The sequence below is a fragment of the Photobacterium sp. genome, from assembly GCF_033720175.1.
Lineage (GTDB): Bacteria > Pseudomonadota > Gammaproteobacteria > Enterobacterales > Vibrionaceae > Photobacterium.
This window is the reverse complement of the sequence record NZ_JAWWDA010000012.1, coordinates 59,911-77,015: the sequence shown is the minus strand read 5'-3', so window position 1 is coordinate 77,015 and position 17,105 is coordinate 59,911. Positions and strand designations below refer to the sequence as shown.

Annotated in this window: 16 protein-coding genes and 1 tRNA gene; 8 read left to right on the top strand and 9 right to left on the bottom strand. The window is 43.9% G+C overall.

What is annotated here, in order from left to right; translation table 11 throughout:
• Positions 1 to 45: 45 nt before the first annotated feature.
• Together R3289_RS14045 and R3289_RS14040 are read left to right on the top strand one after the other, a co-directional pair.
• On the top strand, positions 46 to 1,281 hold the full coding sequence (locus tag R3289_RS14045; protein ID WP_318926317.1) for a site-specific integrase: 1,236 nt from the start codon (positions 46 to 48) through the stop codon (positions 1,279 to 1,281).
• A gap of 570 nt (positions 1,282 to 1,851) precedes the next feature.
• The gene (locus tag R3289_RS14040; RefSeq protein WP_318926316.1) at positions 1,852 to 3,174 is read left to right on the top strand and encodes a hypothetical protein; all 1,323 of its coding nucleotides are present in this window, start codon (positions 1,852 to 1,854) and stop codon (positions 3,172 to 3,174) included.
• 108 nt (positions 3,175 to 3,282) lie between these two features.
• Here R3289_RS14040 and R3289_RS14035 read toward each other — a convergent pair whose 3' ends face one another.
• Positions 3,283 to 4,362: a hypothetical protein gene (locus tag R3289_RS14035; RefSeq protein ID WP_318926315.1), complete on the bottom strand. Its 1,080-nt coding sequence runs from the start codon at positions 4,360 to 4,362 to the stop codon at positions 3,283 to 3,285.
• 511 nt (positions 4,363 to 4,873) lie between these two features.
• On the opposite strand from R3289_RS14035, the gene R3289_RS14030 reads away from it, so the two are divergent.
• From R3289_RS14030 to R3289_RS14010, 5 genes are all read left to right on the top strand, one after another.
• Positions 4,874 to 5,212, top strand: coding sequence for a hypothetical protein (locus tag R3289_RS14030; RefSeq protein WP_036802973.1), 339 nt, complete (start codon positions 4,874 to 4,876; stop codon positions 5,210 to 5,212).
• A 296-nt stretch (positions 5,213 to 5,508) separates the two neighbouring features.
• On the top strand, positions 5,509 to 6,477 hold the full coding sequence (locus tag R3289_RS14025) for a hypothetical protein (RefSeq protein WP_318926314.1): 969 nt from the start codon (positions 5,509 to 5,511) through the stop codon (positions 6,475 to 6,477).
• 72 nt (positions 6,478 to 6,549) lie between these two features.
• Positions 6,550 to 6,792 (top strand): helix-turn-helix domain-containing protein, encoded by a 243-nt coding sequence (locus tag R3289_RS14020; protein ID WP_318926313.1) that lies wholly within the window; start codon positions 6,550 to 6,552, stop codon positions 6,790 to 6,792.
• The gene (locus tag R3289_RS14015; protein WP_318926312.1) at positions 6,785 to 7,039 is read left to right on the top strand and encodes a hypothetical protein; all 255 of its coding nucleotides are present in this window, start codon (positions 6,785 to 6,787) and stop codon (positions 7,037 to 7,039) included. Before R3289_RS14020 ends, R3289_RS14015 begins: the two co-directional genes overlap by 8 nt.
• A complete protein-coding gene (locus R3289_RS14010; RefSeq protein ID WP_318926311.1) occupies positions 7,033 to 8,586 on the top strand; it encodes a replication endonuclease in 1,554 nt (517 codons plus the stop codon). Before R3289_RS14015 ends, R3289_RS14010 begins: the two co-directional genes overlap by 7 nt.
• A 48-nt stretch (positions 8,587 to 8,634) precedes the next feature.
• Here the strand turns inward: R3289_RS14010 and R3289_RS14005 are convergent, their stop codons facing one another.
• From R3289_RS14005 to rpsU, 7 genes are all read right to left on the bottom strand, one after another.
• Positions 8,635 to 9,405, bottom strand: coding sequence for a reverse transcriptase domain-containing protein (locus tag R3289_RS14005; protein ID WP_318926310.1), 771 nt, complete (start codon positions 9,403 to 9,405; stop codon positions 8,635 to 8,637).
• A gap of 124 nt (positions 9,406 to 9,529) precedes the next feature.
• Positions 9,530 to 9,715 carry a hypothetical protein gene (locus tag R3289_RS14000; RefSeq protein ID WP_318926309.1) on the bottom strand — a complete coding sequence of 62 codons (186 nt, stop codon included), beginning with the start codon at positions 9,713 to 9,715 and terminating at the stop codon, positions 9,530 to 9,532.
• 476 nt (positions 9,716 to 10,191) lie between these two features.
• Positions 10,192 to 10,267 (bottom strand) — tRNA-Ile (locus tag R3289_RS13995).
• A 223-nt stretch (positions 10,268 to 10,490) separates the two neighbouring features.
• Positions 10,491 to 12,332 carry an RNA polymerase sigma factor RpoD gene (gene rpoD, locus R3289_RS13990; RefSeq protein ID WP_318926308.1) on the bottom strand — a complete coding sequence of 614 codons (1,842 nt, stop codon included), beginning with the start codon at positions 12,330 to 12,332 and terminating at the stop codon, positions 10,491 to 10,493.
• Between the two features lie 92 nt (positions 12,333 to 12,424).
• Entirely contained in the window at positions 12,425 to 14,176 is a 1,752-nt protein-coding gene (dnaG, locus tag R3289_RS13985) for a DNA primase (RefSeq protein ID WP_318926307.1), read from the bottom strand.
• Between the two features lie 131 nt (positions 14,177 to 14,307).
• Positions 14,308 to 14,751, bottom strand: a complete 444-nt coding sequence (locus tag R3289_RS13980) for a GatB/YqeY domain-containing protein (protein WP_318926306.1) — start codon at positions 14,749 to 14,751, stop codon at positions 14,308 to 14,310.
• Between the two features lie 26 nt (positions 14,752 to 14,777).
• On the bottom strand, positions 14,778 to 14,993 hold the full coding sequence (gene rpsU, locus R3289_RS13975; RefSeq protein ID WP_062691783.1) for a 30S ribosomal protein S21: 216 nt from the start codon (positions 14,991 to 14,993) through the stop codon (positions 14,778 to 14,780).
• Between the two features lie 253 nt (positions 14,994 to 15,246).
• Here rpsU and tsaD point away from each other — a divergent pair, with 253 nt between their 5' ends.
• A complete protein-coding gene (tsaD, locus tag R3289_RS13970) occupies positions 15,247 to 16,266 on the top strand; it encodes a tRNA (adenosine(37)-N6)-threonylcarbamoyltransferase complex transferase subunit TsaD (protein WP_318926305.1) in 1,020 nt (339 codons plus the stop codon).
• Positions 16,267 to 16,298: 32 nt separating this feature from the next.
• Here the strand turns inward: tsaD and plsY are convergent, their stop codons facing one another.
• Complete coding sequence (gene plsY / locus R3289_RS13965) at positions 16,299 to 16,916, bottom strand: glycerol-3-phosphate 1-O-acyltransferase PlsY (RefSeq protein ID WP_318926304.1); 618 nt, start codon at positions 16,914 to 16,916, stop codon at positions 16,299 to 16,301.
• Positions 16,917 to 17,105 lie beyond the last annotated feature (189 nt).

The window sequence follows — 17,105 nt, the reverse complement described above, 5'->3', positions numbered from 1 at the left end:
ATATGCTACATATAGAGAGTGGCCTAATGCAGGGAAGCGAATGAAATGGCATTGAAGAAGAAGATATCGGCCTCAACCATCAAACAGCTCACAGTTGAAGACAAACGACTCAATGATACTGAGATTCTCGGTTTTCATGCTCGAATCTCCAGTGCGGGTCGTATCGTCTATTACCTTTACTACCGTCTTGATGGAAAACAGGTCAACTACAAGATTGGTCCCGCCAGTGATCTAACGCCAGCACAGGCTCGAGACCTTGCCAAAGAGAAAATGGGTGAGGTAGCAAAAGGTAATGATGTTCATGCCGTGAAGAAACAAACAAGAGAAGATACCCTTCGTCGTAAACACCTCAATTTGTCAGTCTTCCTCAAAGAACGTTACCTCCCTTTCTTACATACCCGCAATCCTAAAACAGCTAACCGAATCGTTAACCACCTTCGTTCTCGATTCGACCTCCTGTTAAAAAGAGACCTTGACCAAATAACAGCGTGGGATTTGGAAAAGTGGCGCAGTGAACAACGTAGATTGGGTAAAGCACCTGCAACGATCAATTACACCGTCAATACTCTGAAGGGGGCATTATCTCGTGCAGTAGAGTGGGGGCTCATTGACAGTCATGAACTCAGTAAGGTTAAAGCAATCAAGAGTGATAATACTCGGGTGCGATATTTAACCGAGATGGAAGAGAAGAGATTACGGCATGCACTTAAAGACCGCGATCAGAAAATTCGCCTTGCTAGACAATCAGCAAATGAACACAAAATTAAACGACATAAAGAACCTTCACCGAGTTTGGATGAGATAGCCTTTTCTGATTACCTTGAGCCATTGGTATTGATTGCTATGAATACCGGATTACGTAGAGGTGAGCTGTTGAACCTTGCTTGGGGGGATATTTCTTTTTCAGGTCGATACTTAACGGTCCGCGCCAGTAATGCTAAATCAAAAGAAGGACGAATCGTACCTCTTAATAATGAGGCGTTTTCAATATTGGAAAGTTGGCGACAGCAAAATTCCGATTCCCTCTATATATATGAGGGGAAAACAGGCCAACCCCTGACGGATGTGAAGAAGCCTTGGGGCTTGGTGCTGGAAGCTGCTTATATAACAGACTTCAAGTTTCACGACTTACGTCATCACTTTGCCAGTAAGTTGGTGATGGCTGGCGTTGATCTGAATACTGTTCGCGAATTGTTGGGGCATGCTGATTTGAACATGACTTTGAGATACGCGCATTTGGCACCGGAGCACAAAGCGGCTGCGGTAAACCTAATCGGGTGATTAATTCGCTTTAGCTCCTATTGCGCCATACAACACCATCAAAGTGTAGCGTTCTATTGTTGATGATAGAAAGAACACGGCTGAGTTGCTTTTGGACAGAAGTGATTTAGAACTTATGCTTAAACTTGGATCTGTCGGATAAGAGAAAGTACCTCAAACTACCAAGTACTGATCTGTTACTACCGACATCGTTATTCACACTGTTACCCTCACAAACGAGAAGAACCGAACGTGGGAAATTTTTAGGATGGTCAAAATGACCTCATAAATAATTTTCACTAGCCTGCCTGCTTTGGGCACAAAAACCTTAGATTTTTTCTAATTTGAGTTTTTCGGAGCCGATGAGCTTGGTTAACTTATAAGTAACGGCTATTAAGCAGATCATATTTATTTTTTTGCTACAACTTGTGAAAACTCACTCATCTCTCGATTTAGTCGTACTCTAAACTGGATACTAAGCTAAAAAATCACATAAATCACACAAATCATAACAATAGATATTAAAAACAATGTGTTGCAATTATAATGTTGTTAGTTGTAATAAAATATTACCCATATGGATTTAATATCATGAATTTAAAACAGTCAGTGGTTTTAACCGCCTGTGTACTGATGAGCGCCTGTTCTTCAACTTCAACACCTAATAATTCAAATAATGATTCAACCAACATTTCGACAAGTGACGCGTTCTCAGAGGTTAATCTTTATGGTTACCTAGAAAAAGATAAAAAAGGTAATTACAGCTTTTCAAAATTCAAACGCGGTGGAGAAACTCCAAGTCGAATTTCTGAAGAGCCTTGGGTGTCTCTCCATGACATGCAACCTCAATTTGTTGTATCAAACATTGACTGCTCTACCGGAGGTTTACTAGGCAGTGCCTCAAAACCCAATAATAAAATTTGTGACTCTGAGGAACTTAAAGATCAATTGTTCCGTTCATCCACACTAAGTGCAGGTGATGTAGCACAATCAACAGTCCTTAATGCCGCTTACATTGTTTTCTCTTTTGGCCTTGGGGCGTTATCTGCTGAAGGTCACTATACAAGTGAGTTTGACATAGATGCATATGAGAAAGCCGTAAAAGATGCCAGTTCAAAAATCGACCTGAATAAGTTGCGAAACGAACTCGATAAATTTCTTGTTGATAAGCAAGAAAATGAAGATAGTCTGAATGCCGCCATTGATAAAAAATATTTGCAGTTAAAGAACTCACTAGATATTCATTTTATTGATAAAAGTAAGTTGTACAAGGATACCCTTGATAAACAAGCAATAAGGTTGGGCCAGCGACACGTCGATATTGAATTATCTACACCTTGGACCGTTTTTTCAGACATGCCTGAATTATATCAAGCTCTAAATGAGCAAATAAAATTCAAAAAAGAACTAGTAACATTTACGGTTAATTGTGATACAAATCAATTTCGTCAATGGTCACTATCAACCAGCGGTTGTGACAAATCGGTTGGCTTAGGCCATAACCAAAAACTATCTGTAACGTATCAAGTTAATAACAAAAAGTCAGATAAGATAGACTACTTCCCTGCATTAAAAGATAGGAATATCTCTTTAGTTTCTAAAGATAACAGTGAAATAGTGGTGGTTAACAACACAAATTCATTCGTTAAAGTAGATGCGCTATCATTCTACGTTGGTGAAGATATTGAAACTAAAAATAATCTTTCGATTAATATCCCACCTCAAGCAAAAAAACATATCGGTCTTATGAGTGACTATAGATTGACAACAAAAAGACTTACTATGAATAATGTTGTTGCAAGCGATCTTAAGCGAAGCATTAAGATTGGTGCTGCTATGAAATATGTTGTGGTCGATACTGATAAAGAAAAAACGCTATACGATGTAAAACGTGTAATACCAGCTAAATATTAATAGAAAAAATGAGGGAGCTATAACGCTCCCTTCTTTTCCAAATATTGTAGAACGCATAGACCGGAGAGATGGCGTCTATAACCCAAAACGTCCCCAAAATATTTGTATCTAATAACCGTCTACAACCTGTGTCTGGCTCTCTACAGGAGTTCGAACTGGCGCTTTGCCGTCCAGTAGATACGGTTCATCAAGATAATCAGACGCAATATAAGTGTTGCTGTTACTCAAGAACGTGTAAGCCACACCGTTGTAATAGATCACGCGTGGATATTGATCATTAGAACCAAACAAGGTGTATGGTGTGCTGTGATAAGTACGAAGGATGTCGCGCCCCATATGCGTTTCACCCATGTTTCTGTAAGCGAAAATATATTTGTCTCCATTATTTTCGTCAACGGTAAATTTGAACCCAGCACTTTCATCGTGTACAAGACCACTCAACACTTTGACAAAATAAGAGTTATGTCCATTAGTTTTCCAACTAAGTGGTTCCCCCATTAATGCATGAATGGGATCTTGAGCATCAAATTTAATCAATGGATTGAACGAAATTTGAATGACAAACTCGGCAGGCTTATAGATGTAATCAGCATGTAGTGGGCGTTCTTGTGTATTTTTAAAATGCATTACAATACGTGTTGATTCACAGCCATAAATACATGTTGTTTCCCAGCCTAATGTCTTCGCGACTTTTTGTGCTCGCTTGATAGAAAAATCGACTAACGCTGCTTGAGCCTGCTGCTCAGTATTTAACTCTTGTCCATTGTATGTTTTTGGTAGCCATGCTCTTGTTGCGAAGTCCTCACTACCATCGAAGAACTCACCCAACAACACATCAGCGGCAAATACGGCGGTTGCCACATGCGCTCCAGCCCCAGAGTTAAATTGCCCCACAGCTAAGTCTGTCGACATTTGTGCGACCGTGGCAGTTTGTGCAGAGTTCCACTCTTTCACAACCTCTGAATTAGTCACCTTTTTTATGATTTCAGCGCGATTATCGTTTTCCATTAGCATATTAGCCATATAGCTGACTTTTACAACCTCATCCCAATTATCTTTGTTTACTTCAACGCGCTCAGGATAAGTGGTTATGTCGTAAAGGAATGGTTTTTCTGTTCGAGATACCGATACACAGCCACATAAAACAGAAATGGCAGCTACCAAGGGTAAAAGTTTATTAATTTTCATAATGTTAACTAGCAATTATTACAAGGTGGAAAAATATCAGCAACTGTAATTAAGATCCGTGAACGACATCAACAAAAGTAAAACATTACCATGATTATCAAATGCTTATAAATATGACATACCAAGTGGCTATTTAATGTTTGAATATATTTTCAATATACTCATGCTTCTTCTAAGAGGAATCAAAGCTAGCTGTCCCTGATAGCTAGCGAAAAAACAATGCCGCTAAGAACCATTAAAATTTGCGCAACGCTAGGTATTGGAAGTAGCGTGCGATGCTGACTCTCGGAAAAACAGACCATCATCACATTACGTCAAGTATCGAAAATCAGCTTGAACAGCTTATGAATGAGTATTTGATCTAACACCGAATGGGGCAAAAACGTGTTTCAAGTTGGCTTAGTGAATGTCCGGAAATGGCACAGAATTACCGCCTTTAGCAACTAAATCTCTACTACGTTCTGCCCCTGATAGTGATAAAATCTCCGCATCAGAATTAACGAGAAACTCTATGTTTATCCATCATGTTAACGGCATCGACTGGCTGGTGATTACAGCTTTTGAAGAACTGAAAACTATATTTATCGAAGAAGCCGGTGCGATCCCCTTTTGCTTCTCTACCGCCAGCGAATTGAACCTGATTGATCAAGCCAAGCGCACTTATGGATATTTGCCTACACTCAGCGGCGTAATCACCGATACCGGCACTTTTCAAAGCCAGGATAACGAAGAAGATTTGAACCCACAGCTTGCCTGCCTAGTTGAGGGGCGTGGTCGGGTGTTTATCTATTACGGCGGCTTTGTGGCTTTTGTGGATGACGAGCAAACCTTTATTACCCGAATGGACTGAAAATTATTCAGTAAGTTGAAATCGGCGAATTGGCACCCCTAGCAAGGAATGGGGCAAAAGCGTGATAGATAAAGGCTGAACTTGGCGTTGAAATTACCAAAAATTAGATTCGTTGTCCTAAGGCAATGCTCCCGCCTTTTCGATAGCCATATGGATTTGAGTAATCAGTTTATAACTGAGTCAAAGAGTAATTCTTATCGATAAATGCGAGTCACTTAACGGCTATGCAGCGGTCTATTTGAGCTAATCGAACCCAATCGATAACTTGTAATCTTTGCAACCAATAACTGATGCATATGATAAAGCGCAATTTCTATCGAATTGATGAGATCTCCGATATAACCAGCCTAACCAAAAGTGACTTACTAGATGCTGTCGAGCGCCAAGATCTTGCATTATGCGCTTGGATAGAAGGAAAAGATTTCGGCTTGGTAAGCAAAACAAATGCTTTATTAGGTCTGTTTGACTATAACGGTACAGTTAGCTTAACCAAACAACAATCCCAAACGTTGCTTTGTGAAGGCAAAAGTATTCGCCTTGAACAGTTTAAGATCCAAGAGCCAGAGCGAATCAAGGCGATCGTAGATTGTCGGGATCGGTTCGCTGGTTTGCCTAACCGCACCTTTTCGAAGCTACTATACCGAAGTGATGTGCCTACATCTCTGTTCGTGGCGTGTGGCTCTGTTGGTGAGGTATCTGACCAACTAGCCTCTTTGAATCATATTAAGGAAAAGCAGCAAAAAGCGTTAGAGCAGGGCGAAAAGGTTAAGTTATTTGATGATTGGATGTCTTTATTTGTCGATGCACCCGTTAAACAGCTTGGTATTCAACCTATAGAAATTAAGCCAGAACAGTTACGGTTTGATATTCGAAAATTAACCGAATATTTTGGTATTGATTGCTTAAAACAACCTGAACGTTTAGGCGTAACTAACCGAACCGTTAACCAAAAGGATTCGCTTTCAAGCCAAACGGTAAAGCCAATAAAACCAAATATGGAGACAAACCCGCTCAAGGTGGTGATTCATTCCATCTTAGATGTTTGGCCTGATTTAGGGTCAAGGCAGGTTTGGAATGCCTTAAAAGAAGATGTGTTAACCGAAACCCGTCGTTTTGATGATGAGTGCGTGATTGATGAAATGGATTCGGAACAGATAATCCGTTTTGGTGTTGGTACTGAAGCCCAAGTGACAACAGGTTTTTCCCGCTTCAAAAACCTTGTTTCAGAGGTAAAGAAAGAACGAAAACAAAAAGTATCACGCTGAACGTCACGCTCAGCGTAACGTGACGTTTTGCAGTTGTAGATTGTCTCTCAGTAAACAACTGGAGACACAAACATGCAGTCAGCAACTCAAGAAAAACGTGTATACACAGAACAAGAAACATCCCACTACATCGGCATGAGCCGTTCCTTCCTTCGTCAGTCGCGAATGGAAGGGCTACGCAAGAACCGCACTGAATCCCCGCCGTTTATTAAAATTGGCCGCGCTGTGCGATACCTCAAAGAAGATCTCGACCAATGGTTAGATAGCCATCGCAAAATGCATCAACTCTCTCATGAAGGGGGCGCTTATGCATAACCTCACTAAAGAGCAAAAGAATGTATTGGAATGGTTGAAGCAAGGCCATACGTTCGATGTTTGCTCTGAATACTGCTCTATGCAAGGGAAGGTGATTTTATCTCATCCCCTTACAACTCGAATTATTCATCCAACCATTTGCAAACTTCGCCGTGAAGGCTTGATTAAGTACCACGAAATTCAGAAGTATGGTGTTCGTTGGGATCGCTTCTCTATCACGCTGAAAGGGAAGATGGCGTTATGCTAACAGGGTTAAATTTTGCCGTGGTCGACTGGGACGATAAGGAATTTGTAAAAGGCCGTCTTCGGCCTTTTCCTGATTTTGTTCAGCAGAAACTGTTTAACCATTATCTTTCAATGCCGAGCAAACGGGATCGCAATGCGTACCTCAGGGAAACAACGGATTCTCTCGCCAATAAGATTTCAATTCCTATTAAAAAGCTCAATCTTAATGTCAGTGAAGATGGGCTACGGGCTGATGCCAAGAGTTTTTCGTCTGCTTGCCTTTCTCTTCGTCGTTTCCATATCAACGAACCAGAAGAGGCACTTTTGCAGCTTGAACAGTTTGCTACTATTCAAGGTGTGAAGTCTCCAAGCCGTGAAAGTTATTCAATGGAAGGGATCACAGGCCGTCTTTGTGATGATAAGTGGTGGCTTCGTAAGTTACGTAAAGCCCATAACCGTAATGTTGAGCTGGTTTATCATCACCTCAATCAGGTTAATCGTATTAAGGGCATCTATTGTTCCAATTCAACCTTGAAAGCCAGGATAAACCAGAAACACTTTCAGCAAGAGTACCTGGCTAACACCATCGCAACTAATCAGGATGGACAGAGCTTCTCGCTATTGGAGTTGTCACAAAAAGGCGTCGCTGATCCTAAAATCCGTAAAGCCGAGTTGATGGTAAGGGCGAGGGGCTTTGAAGAGTTGGCGAAAGGGCTTGGTCATGTTGCGACTTTTATCACCATTACTTGCCCGTCTAAGTATCACCGCAGTTATTCAAAGTCTGGTATGGAAAATCCCAACTGGGAAGGTTATACGCCGTTGGATGGTCAGCAGTACCTCAATGAGGTATGGAAGCTGATTCGTTCTAAGTTACATCGTGAAGGGATCCGTTTCTATGGTTTTCGGGTTGCAGAGCCACAGCATGATGGAACGCCGCACTGGCATTTACTCTTGTTTGTTGAGCCGGAACACTACCAAGGCATGACGTCTATCATGCGTGAGTATGCCATGCGCGAAGATAGCCAAGAGAAGGGCGCAGACCAACATCGTTTCACCGAGGTCAAGATTGACGAGAGCAAAGGATCGGCAACAGGCTACATCGCTAAGTACATTTCAAAGAATATCGATGGTGAGAATCTGGATTCCGGAATTTATGGCGAAGATCCTAAAAACGCCGCAGCGCGTGTTGATGCATGGGCCGCTTGCTGGGGTATCAGGCAGTTTCAGCAATTAGGTGGTTGCTCCGTTACTGTTTGGCGTGAACTGCGCCGTCTTAAGTCGTTACTGGGTGAAGGAAAAGTGGCCCAGCAAATTACAGAAGCGGCTGATAGCAGTGATTGGAAAAGCTTTACCCAACTGATGGGTGGTGTGTTCTGCAAACGCAAAGAGCAGGCTTTCCAGCCTCACTATGAGCTGTCGGTTGATACCGATACCGGAGCTGTGAAGACCAGCCAGTATTGCGAGAGCGAGCTTGTCAGGGCGCTTAAAGGTGTCACGATAGCGGGCAAAGCGATCATTACCCGCTTACATGAATGGCGCATAGCGTTTCAGGTGCCATGCGCGCCTTAACTTGGAGTTCTGTGAATAAGTGTATTTTAGAACCGATAATTATTGTTTCTATTGATCTAACATTTTAGCTTGAGCTGGATTGACCGTCCATACATAGCCGCCAATACCATTACGTTGTTGGAGTGAATCACTTTCGTTATAAGCCTTATAAAATAAATTAAATCGTTCTTCTGTCACTTTTAAATGTTTATGGGATAGCTCTATATTGAAAACCTCAACACTTGTTGCAATTGGTGATTCTTTGGAGTCATTGAGAACAAGTTTTGATTTTAGTGCTGCTTCTTTAAATAGTGTTATCCAAGTTGCAAGATAGACTGAATCACTAGAGGAAATAACAATATCATCCATATAAATGGTAACAGTGACATCTCTACTTTCATGGCACTGTTTTATGCATTGTCCTAACGTGCTTTTATCGAGACATAAAGTGGCTAAAATCGGTGATTGACTAAAGCCATATGGTATCGAGTGACTGTGTTCATTCATTCTTAGGTGAGGAACTGTTGAGGCTTTGGCTAGTGCTCTGGCTGCCTCGTAACCTATATGGCTTTTTAATGAACGTGTAACTCTTGTTCGGCTCATTGAACCAAAAAAGTCAGTCAGGTCTAAACAAGAGAAAAAAACATTCTTAGTATGTTCTTTTAAAGCTCGTACATGCCCCCCTTTCTTAAGGTGAAAAAAGTACTCGGGAGCTGTCCATTTTTTATTAACTACATCAATGATTTTTCGACCGAGTAGTTTTGTTTCTTCTTTTGGGACATATACCCACCGACCTGGCTTTACTTCATATTTTTCAGTCCAGCTTACAGGTGAATTCATGTTGGCCTTCAAACGAGGGGGGAGGAGTAATTAAAAAAAGCCATGTCGAAGATTCCACAGATGAGGCCTGGTTAAGTTTTGACCGCCTAACTCACCTGTGTATTACGCTTCTCGTAGCTAACAATTACAAAAAGTCTACAATCGACTGAAAAAGTTCGCTAAAATCCACATCCTTTAGCTTGTCAAGCAGGCCAAGCTTGTCTGCATACGTATAAATACGCATACAAAGCTCAGAGTTCTGAATGAATTTCTTCATTGAACTCTTCTTAGGCTGAGTGCTATCTTCGACAGGGCGGCAATTATTATTCATAATTATTCTCCTCTTACCATCCCTGACACGCCCAGCGCAAGCGCATGACTTTGTTTAAGATGACTTGGAGGGATAACTAATCAAATTATTAATGAGATAACTAATTAGGATATCCAAGTCGGGCATACAATCACTAAGTGACAACTGTAAGAGGTGACGGACCGAACCGCCTTATGCCAGGGATTTTTATAATATATTTCTGGTACTGTAAGTCAATCTTAATTCTTCTAATTTATTGATTAGTAAGCCTTGTGGTTGACTGGGGGCATTTTTTATTGATTTATAGGCAGTCAGCATATGAATGCTATGAGTTTATTTAGATGAGTACATCAAATTTGTTGTTTGATTCTTATTTGATGAGATTGAGGGGCAAAGAGTCTGAAGTTAGATAGAAATAAATGCTACATATATGCTACACAGCTTTCAGAAATGCAAAAGGCCGAAGTGGTTACTAACCGCCTCGGCCTTTCTATATCTGGTGGCCCCTGTCTGACTTGAACAGACGACCAAGCGATTATGAGTCGCCTGCTCTAACCACTGAGCTAAGGGGCCAGTGTGCGGGAAATTATATGGGATGACCTGACGCTTGTCTAGCGATTAAAGGCGATGTTTTGTTTGCTTTTTAGGCAGTTAAAAAATTATTGCCTTGTAATCATTAGGTAAGGAGAGATTACGATTACCGGGCTGGAGAAATGATGAGAGCAGTGCAGAAGGTTGGAGCGGAAATAAAAAAGCGAACCCGAAGGTTCGCTTTTTTTATTGTAAACTTCAGCAGTTACTCGTCAAGGAAACTGCGTAGCACGTCTGAACGGCTTGGGTGACGGAGTTTACGCAGTGCTTTCGCTTCGATCTGACGAATACGCTCACGCGTTACGTCGAACTGCTTACCGACTTCCTCTAAGGTGTGGTCAGTGTTCATGTCGATACCGAAACGCATACGAAGGACTTTAGCTTCACGAGGCGTCAGACCGGCCAGAACATCGTTAGTTGCTCCGCGCAGGTTCGTTGCTGTCGCGGCATCCATTGGTAGCTGCAGCGTGTTATCTTCAATGAAATCACCTAGGTGTGAATCTTCATCATCACCAATTGGGGTTTCCATCGAAATCGGCTCTTTGGCAATCTTAAGCACTTTACGGATTTTGTCTTCAGGCATTTGCATGCGCTCAGCCAGTTCTTCCGGTAAAGGTTCACGACCCATTTCCTGTAGCATTTGGCGAGAGATACGATTCAGTTTGTTGATCGTTTCAATCATGTGTACCGGAATACGGATAGTGCGCGCTTGGTCAGCAATCGAACGAGTGATAGCCTGACGGATCCACCATGTTGCATAAGTTGAGAACTTATAACCACGACGGTATTCGAACTTGTCTACCGCTTTCATCAGGCCGATGTTGCCTTCTTGGATCAGATCCAGGAATTGCAGACCACGGTTGGTGTATTTCTTCGCAATCGAGATAACCAGACGTAGGTTTGCTTCAACCATCTCTTTCTTCGCTCGGCGGGCTTTCGCTTCACCGATAGACATACGACGGCTGATATCTTTAATACGTTCGATTGACAGGCCAGATTCTTTTTCCAGTATTCTCAGCTTATATGATGCGCGACGAAGATCTTCTTCATAGTTCTTCAGACGCTCGGCATACGGCTTGCCAGAATTAAGTGCTTCATCAATCCATTCACTTGAAGATTCGTTGCCAGCAAAGAATTTAATAAAGGTTTTCTTTGGCATCTTGCTGTTATCGACACACATACGCATGATAAGACGCTCATTGGTGCGTACTTTATCCATGGAATCACGTAGTGAGCGAACAAGCTTATCAAACTGTTTTGGGATCAGGCGGAACTGCTTGAAAATTTCAGATAGCTCTGCAACAGCCACTTCGGTCTTCGCATTGTGGCGGCCGTGAGTCGTAATTGCTGTCGCCATTTTTTCATAAGAGTTGCGTAGCTCGAGGAATTTCTCGCGAGCTAACTCTGGATCAATACCAGTATCTTCTTCTTCTTCTTCGTCGTCATCGCTGTCTTCAAGATCTTTATCTTCATCTTCAAGTTCGCTTTCGCTTAGCTCTGAACCGATGTGAGTCGCCGTCGGTGATGCGGTTTGCTCTTCGTTCGGGTCAATAAAGCCAGAGATGATATCAGTCAGACGAAGCTCGTCGGCTTCAACTTTATCAAATTGCTCTAACAGGTGAGCGATTGCAGAAGGATACTCAGCTACTGAACACTGAACCTGGTTAATACCATCTTCAATGCGTTTTGCGATATCAATCTCGCCTTCACGGGTAAGTAGTTCTACCGTACCCATTTCACGCATGTACATGCGAACCGGGTCAGTGGTACGACCGATCTCGCTTTCTACGCTAGATAACGCTTGGGCCGCCGCTTCGATGGCGTCTTCATCTGCATTATCTTCAGTCATCATCAATTCATCGGCATCAGGAGCGGTTTCAACTACCTTAATACCCATGTCATTGATCATTTGGATAATGTCTTCAACCTGATCGGAATCAACAATGTCTTCCGGCAGGTGATCATTTACTTCGGCGTAGGTCAGATAGCCTTGCTCTTTGCCTTTCGCGACAAGTAACTTTAGCTGAGACTGCGGATTTTGCTCCATAGACGATATCCAACTTCGGGTCTGAGTGAGAATTTAGTGTGCAGAGATGCAAACCATTAACTATAACAAATTTCTTAATTGTTGACTACATACTAGCCAGGACGGTTCAGTAATAGTAACTGTAACTCCTGCTTTTCTTCGACTGATAAGCCGACGGTATTTGATTTCGCCTGCAATTTTTCGATTTGTTGTTTAACGCACTGGCCAATTACTTTGTCCATGGCGTCTAAAAATACATCTAGAGTGTTGTCCTCGTCTTTTGACAGAGGCAGTTCCCATGCCGCCAAACGGGCCATCATGGATTCTTGCTTATTACCACGCCAGTTCTCTAGTAGCTGGCCTGTGGTGATATTGGGGTTAGCTCGGCATTTATCAACTATTGACAGCAATAAATTTAACCCAGCTACGTTTATTCCTTCAAATGCCGCCATGTCAAATTCGAGGCTGTTGACAAAGTTCGGTTTCTGGATCAGTAATGCGATCACCTCACGCATTGGTGTTCGCTTAATGTCGGGTTGACCAACTTTTTTAGTTTCAACACCTTGCCTTGATATTAGCTGTTGAAGTTGTGTTTCGTCTGGTAAACCTAACTTTTTCCCGAGCTGCTCACGTAAGTATAGTCGCAGCGTTCCACCTGGCACTTTATCGATCAGCGGAACCGCCAGGGTGCTGATTTTGGCTTTACCTTCTTTGCTGCTGGTATCAACTTGTTGCATCAGGGTATTAAATAAAAACTCTGTCAGGGGCATGGCCTGGTTGATCCGTTGCTCGAATGCTTCCTTGCCTTCACTGCGAATACAGGAATCCGGGTCTTCACCATCGGGTAAAAACATGAATTTCAACTGTCGCCCATCGGTCAGGAAGGGCAGTCCCTGCTCCATGGCGCGCCATGCCGCTTCCCGGCCTGCCCGATCACCGTCGTAACAGCAAACGACAGTACTGGTCTGGCGAAACAGTGTCTGGATATGATCGCCTGTGGTAGCCGTTCCCAGAGAGGCCACGGCATAATCAACCCCAAATTGCGCCAGGGCTGCGACGTCCATATATCCTTCGACAACCAGGAGCTTTTCGGGTTCCCTGTGGGCTTGCAGCACTTCATAAAGGCCGTACAATTCGCGACCTTTATGGAAGATCGGGGTTTCCGGCGAGTTAAGGTATTTGGGGGTTCCATCACCTAATACCCGGCCGCCAAAGCCAATGACGCGCCCGCGGCGATCATGGATCGGAAACATCACTCGGCCACGGAAACGGTCATAACGACGACCATTATCGTTTTCGATCAACATGCCGGTGGTGACAAGTGATTTTTGCGATTCAGGATCCCGGCCGAAACGGCTGCGGACCATATCCCATTGATCGGGGATATAACCGATCCCAAATTTTTGCACGACTTCACCGGACAGGCCTCGGTTTTTCAGGTAATCGATCGCGACTTGTCCATCAGGAGTACGGAGTTGGGATTGGTAAAATTGTGAAATTAACCCCATCTGATCATACAGGCTTCTTTTTTCTGCAGTACGTGGGCCAGAAGGTTTGCCGCCGTCTTCACGGGGAACATCAAGACCGAGTTGTGAGGCAAGCTCTTCAACGGCTTCGACAAACTCAAGCCGATCAAACTCCATGACGAAGTCAAGAACGTTACCGTGCACGCCACAGCCAAAACAGTGATAGAACTGCTTTTCCTGGCTGACAGAAAAGGAAGGGGTTTTCTCATTATGGAAAGGACAACAGGCACCGAAGTTTTTACCCTGTTTCTTTAGCTTCACTCGTGCATCAATGACATCCACGATGTCATGTCGTGTGATGAGATCATCAATAAATGAACGAGGGATTTTTCCTGCCATACAATGAGTAACACCTGAAAATAATTATGGGAATAGAGTGTAAAAATAGACTGAAAAATGTTGACGGTAAAATACAAACAAGCCGCGCATTCCTAATGGATAGCACGGCTTGTTGTAGAATTGGGTTAGTTTTAGCCTAGCTTAGCTTTCACTAATTGACTAACTTTACCCATGTCGGCACGACCCTGAATCTGCGGTTTTAGCACGCCCATTAGCTTACCCATGTCTTGCATGCTGGCAGCACCTGTAGAAGCAATAGCGTCATCCAGCAGAGCGGCAACTTCGTCGTCGCTCAGTGGTTGAGGCATAAATTCTTCAAGCACTGTAATTTCAGCAAGCTCAACATCAGCAAGATCCTGGCGACTTGCAGCTTCATATTGAGCTACAGAGTCACGGCGTTGCTTAACCATCTTAGTTAATACAGCAACAACATCGTCATCAGAAAGTGTTATTCTTTCGTCAACTTCACGTTGCTTGATAGCTGCAAGAACCAAACGGATGGCACCAAGGCGAGGTTTATTTCTCGCTTTCATTGCCGCTTTTTGTTCGTCTTTCAGACGTTCAATCAGAGTCATTACGCGATCCTTTCGTTATCTGACGATTAGTACAGACGAACGCGACGCGCGTTTTCGCGAGCCAATTTCTTCAGGTGACGCTTAACTGCCGCTGCTTTCGCACGCTTACGTACAGTTGTTGGCTTTTCGAAGTGCTCACGACGACGTACTTCAGAAAGAACACCTGCTTTTTCGCAAGAGCGCTTGAAACGACGTAGTGCTACGTCAAACGGTTCGTTTTCACGTACTTTGATTACTGGCATGTAATACTCACCTCAGAGTGATTCGGTTTAACGCTGACAGTCGAAGAGTGTCAGCTGATTAAAAATGGTGCGAAATTCTAATCTGATTAGGGGGCATTTGTAAAGCATTCTGCAACCATGAACTGGTTAATTTCTGTCAAGGGCGGTAACATGGCCCACAATTACTCCCCCTAAATACCAATCTGACGTGTTAAGTGCTCTGAAAGGGCGACATATTTAATCAGATTGGCACTCTAATAGTATAGAGGTTGTTATGCGTATACTGGGCATCGAAACCTCCTGTGACGAAACAGGCGTTGCAATTTTCGATGATGAAAAAGGTCTGCTGTCACATGAGCTTTACAGTCAGGTAAAACTTCACGCTGATTATGGCGGCGTGGTGCCAGAACTGGCGTCGCGCGATCATGTAAAAAAAACCATTCCGCTGATCAAAGAGGCGTTGAAAAATGCAGGGCTAACACCAGCCGATCTTGATGGTGTGGCCTACACTGCAGGGCCTGGCTTGGTGGGGGCATTGCTAGTGGGTGCCACCATCGGTCGCAGCCTGGCATATGCATGGGATCTGCCCGCTGTCGCGGTACACCACATGGAGGGGCATCTGCTGGCTCCGATGCTGGAAGATAATGCACCTGAATTTCCATTTGTGGCCCTGCTGGTTTCTGGTGGGCATACCATGCTGGTGGAAGTCAAAGGCATTGGTGACTACCAGATCCTGGGTGAGTCTGTTGATGATGCCGCAGGTGAAGCCTTTGATAAAACCGCGAAACTGATGGGGCTGGACTATCCTGGCGGCCCGTTGTTATCAAAGCTGGCAGAAAAAGGCACCCAGGGACGCTTTAAATTTCCGCGACCGATGACCGATCGTCCGGGGCTGGATTTTAGCTTTTCTGGGTTGAAAACATTTGCCGCCAACACCATTCGTGCCAATGAGGACGATGAGCAGACCCGTGCTGATATTGCCTTTGCCTTCCAGGAGGCGGTTGTTGATACGCTGGCGATTAAATGTAAGCGCGCGTTAAAACAAACTGGCCTGAAACGGTTAGTGATTGCTGGCGGTGTAAGTGCGAATAAATACTTGCGTCAGGAATTAGAGGCGCTGATGACGAAGATGCAGGGTGAGGTATTTTATCCGCGTACTGAGTTCTGTACCGATAATGGTGCAATGATTGCCTATGCTGGCATGCAGCGCCTGAAGAATCAGGAAACCACCGATCTTGCGGTGAAAGCCTACCCGCGCTGGCCGATTGATCAGCTGGAGCCGGTGAACAACTAAGTTATCGCAGCAAGTAGACAGGGCCGCATTAATCAATTCGATCCGGATTTGGTTTTGCGGCTTATTTTTTGCCAGATTTTGGTCTCTTTACCTTCCAGCAGACGACGTACATTGTCATGGTGGCGGAGTACAATCAGGCAAGAGAGCATTGAGACCGGCATGGTGTATTCCGGTTTTACCATCCAGGTTAACATCGGCGCGGCTAGTGCGGTGATCAGTGAAGCAAGCGATGAGTAGCCGGTAATAAATACCGCCAGCAACCATGTTCCAATCAACATCCCACTGAGATCCCAGCCGATTGGTGCCAGTGCCCCCAAAGCCGTCGCAACCCCTTTTCCGCCCCGGAAATGAAAGAAAATCGGATAGATATGGCCGAGACAAGCGGCAATACCGATAATGCCAAGTAAGAATGGGTTGATGTTGAGGTAGTAACTGAGCCAGACCGGCAGCATACCTTTCAAGATATCGCAGATCAGCACCATGGTTGCGACTTTTTTGCCGCCCAGGCGTAAGACATTGGTCGCCCCGGGATTGCCTGACCCTGAATCGCGGGGGTCGGGCAGCCCATAGAACCGGGTGATTAAGACCGCGCTCGATATAGAGCCTAGCAGGTAGGCTCCAATGATGATCAGAAGAACTAATGGCGTCATGCAAAATTCCAGCGGGCTAGCGACAACATCGCTGCCGTATCATTCAGGTGTTATCGTGATGATAATCACCCGGTTCCATCCCAGATATTCACTCATGTGGTATAGTGCCACTCCAGGTTGATATGCAATATAATGACCTGACGAATGAATGTCATAATTTTTGACGATTACGACCTGATAATACGCGCT

Excerpts from the sequence above, each read along its gene's own strand:
- R3289_RS13980 (WP_318926306.1), bottom strand. The coding sequence starts at position 14,751 with ATGACTCTGATTGAACGTCTGAAAGACGAACAAAAAGCGGCAATGAAA.
- plsY (WP_318926304.1), bottom strand. The coding sequence starts at position 16,916 with ATGACGCCATTAGTTCTTCTGATCATCATTGGAGCCTACCTGCTAGGC.
- R3289_RS14020 (WP_318926313.1), top strand. The coding sequence starts at position 6,550 with ATGCAGTCAGCAACTCAAGAAAAACGTGTATACACAGAACAAGAAACA.
- R3289_RS14030 (WP_036802973.1), top strand. The coding sequence starts at position 4,874 with ATGTTTATCCATCATGTTAACGGCATCGACTGGCTGGTGATTACAGCT.
- R3289_RS14000 (WP_318926309.1), bottom strand. The coding sequence starts at position 9,715 with ATGAATAATAATTGCCGCCCTGTCGAAGATAGCACTCAGCCTAAGAAG.
- R3289_RS14040 (WP_318926316.1), top strand. The coding sequence starts at position 1,852 with ATGAATTTAAAACAGTCAGTGGTTTTAACCGCCTGTGTACTGATGAGC.
- rpoD (WP_318926308.1), bottom strand. The coding sequence starts at position 12,332 with ATGGAGCAAAATCCGCAGTCTCAGCTAAAGTTACTTGTCGCGAAAGGC.
- rpsU (WP_062691783.1), bottom strand. The coding sequence starts at position 14,993 with ATGCCAGTAATCAAAGTACGTGAAAACGAACCGTTTGACGTAGCACTA.
- dnaG (WP_318926307.1), bottom strand. The coding sequence starts at position 14,176 with ATGGCAGGAAAAATCCCTCGTTCATTTATTGATGATCTCATCACACGA.
- tsaD (WP_318926305.1), top strand. The coding sequence starts at position 15,247 with ATGCGTATACTGGGCATCGAAACCTCCTGTGACGAAACAGGCGTTGCA.
- R3289_RS14010 (WP_318926311.1), top strand. The coding sequence starts at position 7,033 with ATGCTAACAGGGTTAAATTTTGCCGTGGTCGACTGGGACGATAAGGAA.
- R3289_RS14045 (WP_318926317.1), top strand. The coding sequence starts at position 46 with ATGGCATTGAAGAAGAAGATATCGGCCTCAACCATCAAACAGCTCACA.
- R3289_RS14035 (WP_318926315.1), bottom strand. The coding sequence starts at position 4,362 with ATGAAAATTAATAAACTTTTACCCTTGGTAGCTGCCATTTCTGTTTTA.
- R3289_RS14015 (WP_318926312.1), top strand. The coding sequence starts at position 6,785 with ATGCATAACCTCACTAAAGAGCAAAAGAATGTATTGGAATGGTTGAAG.
- R3289_RS14025 (WP_318926314.1), top strand. The coding sequence starts at position 5,509 with ATGATAAAGCGCAATTTCTATCGAATTGATGAGATCTCCGATATAACC.
- R3289_RS14005 (WP_318926310.1), bottom strand. The coding sequence starts at position 9,405 with ATGAATTCACCTGTAAGCTGGACTGAAAAATATGAAGTAAAGCCAGGT.